This is a genomic window from Stenotrophomonas sp. TWI1149, from assembly GCF_039673155.1.
GTDB classification, from domain to species: Bacteria; Pseudomonadota; Gammaproteobacteria; order Xanthomonadales; family Xanthomonadaceae; genus Stenotrophomonas; species Stenotrophomonas maltophilia_AA.
Window position 1 is genome coordinate 245,613 of record NZ_JBDJLB010000005.1, and the last position, 11,933, is coordinate 257,545.

Here is an 11,933-nt window from a genome sequence, read left to right on the forward strand (position 1 = left end):
CCAGCGGCCGGCACTACCGTAACTGGGAATTACGCCATCCCGTTATGGCGCAGCAGCGCATCCACGGTCGGCGCGCGCCCACGGAACGCGGCGAAGTTCTCGGCCGCACTACGGCTGCCGCCACGCGCCAGCACTTCATCGCGGAAGCGCTGGCCGGTTTCGGTCACCTTGTCCGGGGCTTCCTCGAACGCGGCATAGGCATCGGCGCTGAGCACTTCGGCCCATTTGTAGCTGTAATAGCCGGCCGCATAGCCACCGGCAAAAATGTGGCTGAACTGATTGGGGAAGCGATTCCAGGCGGGTGGGCGGTTGACCGCCACTTCATCGCGCACGCGTTCCAGCAACGCCTGCACGCTGTCCTGGGTCGGATCGAAATCGCTGTGCAGGTGCATGTCGAACAGGGCGAATTCCAGCTGGCGCACGGTGAACATGCCGCTCTGGAAATTGCGCGCGGCCAGCATGCGGTCGAACAGCGCGCGAGGCAGCGGCTCGCCGGTGCCCACGTGGGCGGTCATCGCCTGCACGCGCTCCCATTCCCAGCAGAAGTTCTCCATGAACTGGCTCGGCAGCTCTACCGCATCCCACTCCACGCCATTGATGCCGGCCACGCCGAGTTCGCCGATGCGGGTCAGCAACTGGTGCAGTCCATGGCCCATTTCATGGAACAGCGTGGTCACGTCGCTGTGGCTGAAGGTCGCCGGTTGGCCCGCGGCGCCCTTGCCGAAATTGCAGACCAGGTACACCAGCGGCGTCTGCACACCGGCGGCGGTCTCGCGGCGGTTGCGGCAATCGTCCATCCACGCGCCGCCACGCTTGCCTTCGCGTGCGTACATATCCAGATAGAACTGGCCGACCAGCGCCCCCTGTGCGTCGACCAGGCGGAAGAAGCGCACATCCGGGTGCCAGACCGGCGCGGTGTCCGGCTGGACCTCCAGGCCATACAGACTGCGGATCACGCTGAACAGGCCGTCCAGCACCTTCGGCTCGGTGAAGTACTGCTTCACCTCCTGCTCGGAATAGCTGTAACGCGCCTGCTTCAGTTTCTCCGCGGCGAATGCCAGGTCCCAGGCCTCCAGCGCGGGCATGCCCAGTTCGTCGCGGGCAAACGCCTCCAGCTCGGCGCGGTCGCGCTGTGCGAACGGCTTGGCACGCGCGGCCAGATCGCGCAGGAAACCCAGCACCTGCGGTGCATCCTCGGCCATCTTGGTCGCGATCGAATACTCGGCGTAGTTGGCGAAGCCCAGCAGCGTGGCCAGCTCCGCACGCAGCGCCAGCACGCGATCGATGTTGCCGCTGTTGTCCAGCGCGGTATCGCCGAACTCGGAGGCACGGATCGCGTTGGCGCGGTACAGCGCTTCACGCAACGGGCGATGCTCGGCATACGTCTGCACCGGCAGGTAGCACGGCATCTGCAGGGTCAGTTTCCAGCCAGGCAGGTCGTCCTTCTCCGCCGCCGCACGCGCGGCAGCGATCACGTCGTCCGGCAGGCCGGCCAGTTCGGCCGGGTCTTCCACGTGCAGCGACCAGGCATCGGTGGCGTCCAGCACATTCTGCGAGAACGTCGCCGACAGCGCGGACAGTTCTTCGCGGATCGCGCTGTAGCGCGCCTTGCCGGCGTCATCGAGTTCCGCACCGCCCAGGCGGAAATCGCGCAGCGCGTTCTCCAGCACCTTGCGGCGTGCCGGGTCGTACTGCGCCGCTTCCGGCGTGGCGGCCAGGGCACGGTACTGCTGGTAGAGCGCCAGGTTCTGGCCCAGTGCGCTGCCGAAGCGGGTCACCTTGGGCAGGTTCGCGTTGTAGGCCTCGCGCAGCGCCGGGGCATTCACCACGGCCTGCAGGTGGCCGACCTGGCCCCACGCGCGCCACAGGCGCTCGGTGGCATCGTCGAGCGGGTCGGCGAAGCTCGCCCAGGTCACCGGGGTGACGGTTTCGGCGGTCTTCACCGCCGCCTCGGCCTCGGCGAGCAGCGCGTCGATCGCCGGGGCGATGTGCTCGGGCCGGATCGCATCGAAGCGCGGCAGGCCGGAAAAATCGAGCAGGGGGTTGGTGGGGGTCACAGGCATCTCCAGACAACGGGGCCGCCGCAGCGGCATCACCCCACGATATGGCATTGCCCCCCACCCCGCACAAGGCCCCGGCGCGCGCCGATGGGCCAGGTTCACGCCAGATCCGGCGCCCCGCTCAGTACAGCGCTTCCAGCGAGACGCAGGGCAGCGCCGGCAGCCCCTGCCCGGCCACAGCAGCGGCGAGCAGCGCATCGGCGCCCTCCACGTCGATGCCCTGCTTCGGGTACCACTCAGGGTTGTAATAGCTGTGCGCGTAGCGCTCGCCGCTGTCGCACAGGATGGTCACGATCGAGCCGCTGCGGCCGGCATCGCGCATCAGCTGCGCGGCCTGCAGCACGCCGATGAAATTGGTCCCGGTGGAGCCGCCCACGCGGCGGCCCAGCTGGCGGCTGACGTGGCGCATCGCCGCCAGGCTCAGCGCATCGGGCACCTTGACCATCGCATCGACGCTGGTCGGAATGAAACTGGACTCCACCCGCGGCCGGCCGATCCCTTCCACCCGCGAGCCGCCACTGCAGGTCAGCTCGCGCCAGGGCTGACCGGCCAGCGCGGCGCAGTAGCCGTCATAGAACACCGAGACCTCCGGGTCCGCGCACAGGATGCGGGTGTCATGCCGGCGGTAGCTCACGTAGCGGCCAAGCGTCGCCGCGGTGCCGCCGGTGCCCGGGCTGCACACGATCCACTCGGGCACCGGATGCGGCTCCTCGGCCATCTGTTTGAAGATCGATTCCGCGATGTTGTTGTTCGCGCGCCAGTCGGTCGCACGCTCGGCATAGGTGAACTGGTCCATGAAGTGGCCGCCGGTTTCGCGGGCCAGCGTTTCCGAATCGCAGTTCAGGTCGCAGGCACGCTCGACCAGATGGCAACGCCCGCCATGGAACTCGATCGCCGCGATTTTCTCGGGCGAGGTCGTTGCCGGCATCACCGCGATGAACGGCAGGCCCAGCAGCCGCGCGAAATACGCCTCGGATACCGCCGTGGAGCCGCTGGAGGCTTCGATCACCGGACGTCCTTCGCGCAGCCAGCCGTTGGTCAGTGCGTACAGGAACAGCGAGCGCGCCAGGCGATGCTTCAGGCTGCCGGTGGGGTGGCTGGACTCGTCCTTGAAGTACAGGTCGATGCCCTCGAACCCCGGCAGGTCCATCGGAATCAGGTGGGTATCGGCCGAACGGTTGAAGTCGGCTTCGATCTTGCGGATGGCGGCGGCCACCCATTCACGCTGGGACATGGTGAACGCTGCTCAGGGAGACACACCATTCTACCCGTCACCCCGCCCAGCCGGGACCGCTAAAATGGTCTGTCCGCCGCGCCGATGCGGCCCCGCCCCAGGATCCCCCATGAGCCTTGCCGCCTTCCAGAACCAGCCGGGTGTCGCCGCCCAGGTGCCCGCCGAAACCACCGGCTTCGTGTTCAACCACACCATGCTGCGCGTCAAGGATGCCGCCGCATCGCTGGACTTCTACACCCGCGTGCTCGGCTTCCGCCTGATCGACCAGCGCGACTTCGCCGAGGCGCAGTTCAGCCTGTACTTCCTGGCCCTGCTGCCGGCCGGCACGCAGATTCCCGAGGGCGACGACGCGCGCCGCGTCTGGATGGCCGGCATCCCCGGCGTGCTCGAGCTGACCCACAACCATGGCACCGAGAACCAGGACGGCCCGGTCTACCACGACGGCAATACCGACCCGCGCGGCTTCGGCCACATCTGTGTCTCCGTGCCGGACATCCAGGCCGCCTGCAAGCGCTTCGATGACCTGCAGGTGCCCTACCAGAAGCGCCTGGAAGACGGCCGCATGAAGCACCTGGCCTTCATCAAGGATCCGGACGGCTACTGGGTGGAGATCATCTCCAATACCCCGATCGCCTGATCCCGCCTCTGTACGACGCGCCGGCCCCGCCGGCGCGTTGTCGAGGCTAGGGCTGGACCTGGAACTCGAAGGCCGCATGGAAAGGCGCCTTCGGCGGCACGAACAACGTTTTCCCGACGAACCCCGCATCAACGCAGCGCGCGACCGCCTCCTCGCCTTCGCGCCATGTCCGCACCACCCTGCCCTGCGCATCCAGCTGCAGCACCACGGTGAAGGGCGCCAGCGCCTGCGGCGCGGGCGTGGGCATGCAGCGCGTAAAGCTGGCCCCGCCGACCCGGCTCATGCTGTCCAGCATCTCCGCATACGCCGCCGGTACCAGGCTGGCCTCATCGCGCTGCGCCAGCGCCCGCACCTGTTCATAGCCCGCGTCGCCTGCGACCGCCTGGGCCATCATCACCATCCACAGCATCGTGCCTCCTCCGCCTGCGCGTTCATGACGCCAGCGCGCAGCGTAGGTCAGCGTGCGGGCCGGCGGAAGGGCCGTGGCCGACAGACCGCTGCGCTCAGTCAGCAAGGTCGACATCGCCGCGATGCGTCGCGCTGCGTCCGGTGGTATATCTGCGCCCCGTCCCACCACCCAACGGAGTCGGTATGGAAACGATGGAACTGCACCGCGGCCGCCTGATCGATCACCTGCAGCTGGTGGTCAGGGATCTCGCCGCCAGCCGCCGCTTTTACCAGGCCGTGTTCGACACGATCGGCATTCCGATCGCCGGCGAAGGCGACACCTACTTCTGGGCCGACGAACTGTTCATCTCCACGCCGGACAGCGACGCGGCGCTGGGCCAGCTCACCGGTCGCCACCACCTCGCCTTCCAGGCGCGCGACCGCGCCACGGTCGAGGCCTTCCACCAGGCGGCGCTGGCCAACGGTGGGAAGGACAACGGCGCCCCGGGCGAGCGCCCTTACCACCCGGGCTATTACGCGGCGTTCGCGCTGGATCCGGATGGCAACAACATCGAAGTGGTGTTCCATGGGCCGGCCACCTACAGCGCGGACTCGGTGAAAGTGACCTTCGAAGGCTGAGTCGGAACCTGAATTCTTCAGGGAGTATCTGATGCGTCTCACTGGATGAGATCGTGCCTCGGTACGGTCTTTCCATGGAGACGATCCGCAAACTGGCCATCCTTGCCGATGCCGCGAAGTACGACGCGTCCTGCGCCTCCAGTGGTGCGGGCAAGCGCGATTCGCGTGCATCCGGTGGCATCGGCAGTACCGAGGGGATGGGAATCTGCCACAGCTACACGCCCGATGGGCGGTGCGTGTCGCTGCTCAAGATCCTGCTCACCAACTTCTGCATCTACGACTGCGCGTACTGCGTCAACCGCGTATCGAGCAACGTGCAGCGGGCGCGTTTCAGCGTGGAGGAAGTGGTCGCGCTGACGATGGACTTCTACAAGCGCAACTACATCGAGGGGCTGTTTCTCTCCAGCGGGATCATCCGCAATGCCGACTACACCATGGAGCAGATGGTGGAGATCGCGCGCTTGCTGCGCGAAGAACGCCGGTTCAGCGGCTACATCCACCTCAAGACCATTCCGGAAGCCTCCCCGGAACTGCTTGCGCTTGCCGGACGCCATGCCGATCGGCTGTCGATCAACATCGAGCTGCCCACCGAGGCAGGGCTGGCCAGCTTCGCGCCGGAGAAATCCCTGCCGTCGATCCGCGGCGCGATGGGCGAGCTGCGCTGGCGCATCGAGGAAGCCAAGGAAGCGCGCACGTCACATCCGGACCCTGACGCGCCATCATCCTCGGCAGCCGCTGCAGCGCCCCCCGCGCCGGCCCTGCGCGGCCGCCGGGCCCGCGCGCCCCGCTTCGCGCCGGCCGGGCAGAGCACCCAGATGATCGTCGGCGCCGACGGTGCCAGCGACAACCAGATCCTCAGCGCGGCCGACAATCTGTACGGCAACTATCGGATGCGCCGCGTCTACTACTCCGCCTTCAGCCCCATTCCCGATGCCAGCAAGGCGCTGCCCCTGCAGGCACCGCCACTGGCACGCGAGCACCGCCTCTACCAGGCGGACTGGCTGCTGCGCTTCTACGGGTACGGCGTGGAGGAAATCACCGATACCACCCAGGGCGGCATGCTGGACCTGGACATCGACCCGAAGATGGCCTGGGCGATCCGTCACCCCGAGCGCTTCCCGGTCGATCTCAACATCGCGCCCAAGGAGCTGCTGCTGCGCGTGCCCGGGCTCGGCGTACGCAACGTCAAGCGCGTGCTGATGGCGCGGCGGCATGGACGCCTGCGCGTGGCCGATGTGGCCCGCCTGCGTGCACCGATGAGCAAGCTGCTGCCGTTCGTGCAGCTGGCCGACCATCATCCGCGGCGTGCACTGGATGATCCGGCGGCGCTGCGGGCCCGACTGGCACCACCGCCGCGACAGGGTGCGTTGTTCCCCGACGCGACCCCGAGCTGACATGGCGCGCTGGAGTGTGCGGGTCGACCCGGCGTGGTCTCTGGAAGCATGGCGCACCGCCGCGCGCCTGGCCCTGCGCCACGCGGTCGCGCCGGATCAGCTGGACTGGTTGTCTGGCAGCGAGACGTCGCTGCTGGAAGCGCCATCGCTGACCTCGGCGGAGGACAGCGCGCCACCGGCCGAGCCGCAGGTCCATGTCCCCAGGAGCTTTGTCGAGCTGGCTGCCATCTGCCTGTGCCATCGCGATCCGCAGCGGATGTCACTGCTCTATCGCATGCTGTGGCGCATCACCCATGGCGAACGCAGCCTGCTGTCCAATCCCGCCGATGCCGACGTGCTTCGCGCCATGGCCTTGAGCCAGGCGGTACGCCGCGATACGCACAAGATGAAGGCCTTCGTGCGCTTCCGGGAGGTGCCCGGCGAACAGGACGCGTTCATTGCCTGGTTCGAACCGGATCACCAGATCGTCGACCGCGTCGCACCGTTTTTCGCGCGACGATTCGCCGGCATGCGCTGGGCGATCCTGACGCCGTACCGCAGCGTGCACTGGGATGGGCAGCAGCTGTCGTTCGGTCCGGGCGGCCACCAGAGCGATGCGCCGCTGGAAGACGCACGCGAAGAACTGTGGCGCACCTACTACGCCAACATCTTCAATCCGGCCCGGCTCAACACGCGCATGATGCAGCAGGAGATGCCCGCCAGATACTGGAAGCACCTGCCCGAAGCCTCGTTGCTGCCACAGCTGGTGCGTGATGCCGGTGACCGGGTGCAGGAGATGCACGACCGTGAAGCGCAGGCCCCGCGGCGGCGCATTCCCCAGGCCATCGCGGCACCGGAGCCCGCCACAGAGACGACGCCTGCCACGCTCGACGCGCTGCGCGATGCCGCCGCGGCGTGCCGCCGCTGTCCGCTGTGGGAACCGGCCACGCAGACGGTGTTCGGTGAAGGTCCACCGAATGCATCGATCATGCTGGTCGGCGAACAACCCGGGGACAGCGAGGACCTCAGCGGGCATCCGTTCGTCGGCCCCGCCGGGCAGCTGCTGGATCGTGCGCTGCGCGAACTCGGCATCGAGCGCAGCGCACTCTACCTGACCAATGCGGTCAAGCACTTCCGTTTCGAGCGGCGCGGCAAGCGGCGCATCCACAGTAAACCGCAGATGACCCACATCAACGCGTGTCGGCCCTGGCTGATGGGCGAGATAGAGAACGTGCGACCGCAGGTGATCGTCTGCCTGGGGGCGAGCGCGGCCACGGCCGTGTTCGGGGCCGGCTTCAACCTGATGAAGAACCACGGACGCTGGCACGTGCTGGACGACGGCACGCGGGCGTTTGCCACGGTGCATCCGTCGTGGGTATTGCGGCAGACCGGCGATGCGGCGCGCGAGGACGCCTATCGGCTGCTGAAGGACGACCTCCAGCACCTGGTCGAGGTTCAACGCACACGTTGACCTCGCATGGGGTTGCCGGCCGATGGCCGGCAATGCCCGTCAACGCAGCTCGGGCAGCGTCAGTGCGCCGCCATGTAGATGTCCTGCAGGACCGCCTTTTCCAGCTCCAGCTCGCTGAGCAGATTCTTCACGATATCGCCCAGGCTCAGGATGCCGACCAGGGTGGCGCCCTCGGTCACCATCAGATGACGATGGCGGGAGTACGTCATCAGCGCCATCGCCTGCTTGAGGCTCGCGTCGGGACCGATGCCTTCCAGCCCTGCCGACGGCAGCGTGGAAATGACCCGCCTGCCCGCCTGGGGACCATCTTCCGCGAGGCTGCGCACGATGTCCTTCTCGGACACGATACGCACCGGTGCATCGTCTTTCATCACCACGAGGGCGGCGATCTTGTGCGCGCTCATCTTGTGGGCCGCGGCACCGATGGTGTCTTCCACATCGATGGTGACGATGGCTTCTTTCTTGGATTGCAGGAGTTCGCGGACGTTCATTCTTGTTTCCTGTTACAGGTTACTGAAGTCGAGAGATGCGCCTGGTTGCAGCGAGGTCGGTGGCATCGCCACGCGGTCCTCGGCCATTCGATTCTACGTCCGCACCCCGGCCCAGGAGTTTGCAAATCTGGGACGGTTCGTCGTGGAAGCGGGGGACGACCCTGAGAATGGCACCGCCGGTAAAACCGTCGCTGAATGCCGCCGCAGGGCACGAATAAAGTTCCAGTACCGGCGGCCGGGTAGAGCCACCCCATGGGTGGCGCACAAAAAAGGGTGGCCCCGCAGGACCACCCTCGATACGCGTCAGTGCCGCCTCGGCGGCGGACACATCACTCCACCGTCACGCTCTTGGCCAGGTTGCGCGGCTTGTCCACGTCTGTCCCGCGGGCCAGCGCGGTGTGATAAGCCAACAGCTGCACGGGAATCGTATGCACGATCGGGCTCAGCACACCCGCATGGCGCGGCGTGCGGATCACATGCACGCCTTCGGACTCGACGAAGTTGCTGTCCTGGTCGGCGAACACGAACAGCTCACCGCCGCGGGCACGCACTTCCTGCATGTTGGATTTGACCTTTTCCAGCAGGCTGTCGTTCGGGGCGATCACCACCACCGGCATCTCTTCATCCACCAACGCCAGCGGGCCATGCTTGAGCTCGCCGGCCGGATAGGCCTCGGCGTGGATGTACGAGATTTCCTTGAGCTTGAGCGCGCCTTCCAGCGCGATCGGGTAATGCAGCCCACGGCCCAGGAACAACGCGCTGTTCCTGCGCGCGAAGCGCTCGGCCCATGCGGCGATCTGCGGCTCCATGTTCAGCGCATGCTGCACGCTGCCCGGCAGGAAGCGCAGCTGCTCCAGGTAGTCCGCTTCCTGCGCGGCATCGATGCGGCCGTGCAGCTTGCCCAGCACCACGGTGAGCTGGAACAGCGCGGCCAGCTGGGTGGTGAAGGCCTTGGTCGACGCGACGCCGATCTCGGCACCGGCACGGGTGTAGCAGACCAGTTCACTGGCGCGCGGGATCGCGCTCTCGGGCACGTTGCAGATCGAGAGCGTATGCAGGTGGCCGAGCGACTTGGCGTACTTGAGCGCCTCCATCGTATCCAGCGTTTCGCCGGACTGGGAGATGGTGACGATCAGGTGCTTGGGATTCGCATAGGCCGCGCGATAGCGGTATTCGCTGGCGATCTCGACACTGCACGGCAGCCCGGCGATCGCTTCGATCCAGTAGCGCGCGGTCAGCCCGGCGTAATAGCTGGTACCGCAGGCAAGAATCTGCACGCCTTCGATACCCGACAGCACAGCCTCGGCATTCTTGCCGAACAGGGTGGCCGGGAAACCGCCGGCATCGATCGCCGCTTCGATGGTGTCGCCCAGTGCGCGCGGCTGCTCGTGGATTTCCTTCTGCATGAAGTGGCGGTACGGACCCAGCTCCAGCGACGCCAGCGACACATCGGACAGATGCACGTCGCGCACGATCGGCTGATTGTGTTCGTCGTACACCTGCACGCCATCGCGGCGGATATCGGCCGTGTCGCCCTCTTCCAGGAAGATCACCGTGCGGGTGGCCTGGAGGATCGCCGAGACGTCGGAGGCGACGAAGTTCTCGCCCTCGCCGACGCCGATCAGCAGCGGGCAGCCCATGCGCGCGCACACGAAGTGATCCGGCTCGGCACGGCTCATCACCGCCAGCGCGTAGGCACCGGTCAGTTCCTTGACCGTGCGCTGCAGCGCCGACAGCAGGCTGTCGCCTGCCTTCAGATGATGGTGCATCAGGTGCGCGATCACTTCGGTGTCGGTCTGCGACTCGAAGACGTAGCCCAGCGCGCGCAGCTTCTCGCGCTGTTCTTCATGGTTCTCGATGATGCCGTTGTGGACCAGCGCCACGCCGTGGCTGATGTGCGGGTGCGCATTGGCCTCGGTCACGCCACCGTGGGTCGCCCAGCGGGTGTGGCCGATGCCCAGCAGCGACTGGAAGCCTTCGCTCGCGGCGGCCTTCTCCATCTCGGCCACGCGGCCGGTACGGCGCACGCGGCGGACATCGGGTGCGGCGGCAGAGGCGTCGATCACGGCGATGCCGGAGGAGTCGTAGCCCCGGTATTCCAGCCGCTTCAATCCTTCGATGAGTACCGGTACCACGTCGCGATGGGCGATCGCTCCCACAATGCCGCACATAGATTCAGATCCCTGCTGGTAAGCCCCGCATTCTAGCGCGGCGGCCCCGGACGCTTGGGCGCTGTCCGCTTAACGAAAGTGTCCGGCCCGGTGTCCGCGGACACACGGACACACGCCCCAATTCGCAAGTCGTTGTTTTAAAAGGGCCAAAACTTGGCACGGGGTCTGCTTGGTACTCCGCAACCCAACCGCGAACGAGCCCGATGATCCGCGACACTTCCGCCCAGGACCAGACCCTTTCCTCGCATGCCGCGCCCGCCCCGTGGAAGCGCTGGCTGTGGCCGGCGGTCGCCGCGCTGGTCGTGCTGCTGGCGATCGGCTTCGCCGCCCGTGCCTGGCTCGGGGCCAGCCGCTCCTTCGACAGCGCCCGCGTCCGCATCGCCGAGGTCACCCGCGGCGACATGGTCCGCGACATCGCCGCGGACGGTCGCGTGATCGCGGCCAACAATCCGGTGCTGTATGCGATCTCCGCCGGCAACGTGAACCTGAAGGTGGTGGCCGGTGACGTGGTCAAGCAGGGCCAGGAACTGGCCGTGATCGACAGCCCCGAACTGCGCAGCAAGCTGGCCCAGGAACAGGCCACCCTGGCCGGCCTGCAGGCCGAGGCGAGCCGCGCCACCCTGGATGCGACCCTGGCGCGCGCCACGGCCCAGAAGGATACCGACCAGGCAGTGATCGAACGCCAGGCGGCCGTGCGCGATCTGGAACGCTACAAGCGTGGCTTCGATGGGGGCGCGGTGCCGCAGGTCGATGTCGCCAAGGCCGAAGACACGGTCAAGAAGAGCGACATCCAGCTCGAACATGCCCGCAAGGACGCCCTGCTCAAGGCCCAGGGCGCCGACCTCGATGCGCGCAACAAGCGCCTGCTCGCCGACCGCCAGCGTGCGGTGGTGACCGAGGTCGAGCGCCAGGTGGACGCCCTCACGCTGCGTGCGCCGTTCGATGGCCAGGTCGGCCAGGTGCAGGCGACCCAGCACACCAACGTGGTCGCCAATGCGCCGATCCTGGGCGTGGTCGACCTGTCGCGCTTCGAGATCGAGATCAAGGTGCCGGAGAGCTTCGCCCGCGAGCTGACGATCGGCATGCCTGCGCAGCTGACCGGCGGCAGCGGCCAGTTCGCCGGCGAGATTTCCGCCGTCTCCCCGGAAGTGGTCGCCGGCGAGGTCAATGCCCGCATCCGTTTCGCCGACAAGCAGCCGCAGGGCCTGCGCCAGAGCCAGCGGATGCAGGCCCGCGTGCTGCTCGATACCCGCCGCAACGCACTCAAGATCGAGCGCGGCCCGTTCGTCGAACAGGGCAACGGCTACGCCTACGTCATGGACGGCAGCAGTGCGGTCCGCCGCCCGGTCAAGCTCGGTGTGAGCAGCCTGGGCGAAGTGGAAATCCTCTCTGGCCTGCAGCCCGGCGACCGCGTCGTGGTCTCCGGCAGCGATCTGTTCGGCGATGCCGAGCGCGTCTCCATCAACTGAT

General features: G+C 67.1%; 10 protein-coding genes. 5 read left to right on the forward strand and 5 right to left on the reverse strand.

What is annotated here, in order from left to right:
- Positions 1-29: 29 nt before the first annotated feature.
- The gene (locus ABE424_RS08050) at positions 30-2,063 is read right to left on the reverse strand and encodes a M3 family metallopeptidase (RefSeq protein ID WP_346492400.1); all 2,034 of its coding nucleotides are present in this window, start codon (positions 2,061-2,063) and stop codon (positions 30-32) included.
- Positions 2,064-2,181: 118 nt separating this feature from the next.
- Positions 2,182-3,294, reverse strand: coding sequence for a PLP-dependent cysteine synthase family protein (locus ABE424_RS08055; RefSeq protein ID WP_346492401.1), 1,113 nt, complete (start codon positions 3,292-3,294; stop codon positions 2,182-2,184).
- Positions 3,295-3,403: 109 nt separating this feature from the next.
- Here ABE424_RS08055 and gloA point away from each other — a divergent pair, with 109 nt between their 5' ends.
- Entirely contained in the window at positions 3,404-3,931 is a 528-nt protein-coding gene (gene gloA / locus ABE424_RS08060; protein ID WP_179460004.1) for a lactoylglutathione lyase, read from the forward strand.
- A 46-nt stretch (positions 3,932-3,977) separates the two neighbouring features.
- Here gloA and ABE424_RS08065 read toward each other — a convergent pair whose 3' ends face one another.
- Complete coding sequence (locus ABE424_RS08065) at positions 3,978-4,454, reverse strand: hypothetical protein (RefSeq protein WP_346492402.1); 477 nt, start codon at positions 4,452-4,454, stop codon at positions 3,978-3,980.
- 68 nt (positions 4,455-4,522) lie between these two features.
- Here ABE424_RS08065 and ABE424_RS08070 point away from each other — a divergent pair, with 68 nt between their 5' ends.
- The 3 genes from ABE424_RS08070 to ABE424_RS08080 all read left to right on the forward strand — a co-directional run bounded on the left by ABE424_RS08070 (position 4,523) and on the right by ABE424_RS08080 (position 7,801).
- Positions 4,523-4,957, forward strand: coding sequence for a VOC family protein (locus tag ABE424_RS08070; protein ID WP_319211429.1), 435 nt, complete (start codon positions 4,523-4,525; stop codon positions 4,955-4,957).
- A gap of 74 nt (positions 4,958-5,031) precedes the next feature.
- Positions 5,032-6,351, forward strand: a complete 1,320-nt coding sequence (locus ABE424_RS08075; protein ID WP_346492403.1) for a putative DNA modification/repair radical SAM protein — start codon at positions 5,032-5,034, stop codon at positions 6,349-6,351.
- Position 6,352: 1 nt separating this feature from the next.
- Positions 6,353-7,801 carry a UdgX family uracil-DNA binding protein gene (locus ABE424_RS08080; protein WP_346492404.1) on the forward strand — a complete coding sequence of 483 codons (1,449 nt, stop codon included), beginning with the start codon at positions 6,353-6,355 and terminating at the stop codon, positions 7,799-7,801.
- A 59-nt stretch (positions 7,802-7,860) separates the two neighbouring features.
- Here ABE424_RS08080 and ABE424_RS08085 read toward each other — a convergent pair whose 3' ends face one another.
- Positions 7,861-8,292, reverse strand: coding sequence for a CBS domain-containing protein (locus ABE424_RS08085; protein WP_176988126.1), 432 nt, complete (start codon positions 8,290-8,292; stop codon positions 7,861-7,863).
- Between the two features lie 329 nt (positions 8,293-8,621).
- Complete coding sequence (glmS, locus tag ABE424_RS08090; RefSeq protein WP_346492405.1) at positions 8,622-10,463, reverse strand: glutamine--fructose-6-phosphate transaminase (isomerizing); 1,842 nt, start codon at positions 10,461-10,463, stop codon at positions 8,622-8,624.
- A 203-nt stretch (positions 10,464-10,666) separates the two neighbouring features.
- Between glmS and ABE424_RS08095 the strand changes: the two genes are divergently transcribed.
- Positions 10,667-11,932 (forward strand): efflux RND transporter periplasmic adaptor subunit, encoded by a 1,266-nt coding sequence (locus ABE424_RS08095; RefSeq protein ID WP_346481605.1) that lies wholly within the window; start codon positions 10,667-10,669, stop codon positions 11,930-11,932.
- The last annotated feature ends 1 nt before the right edge of the window (position 11,933 follow it).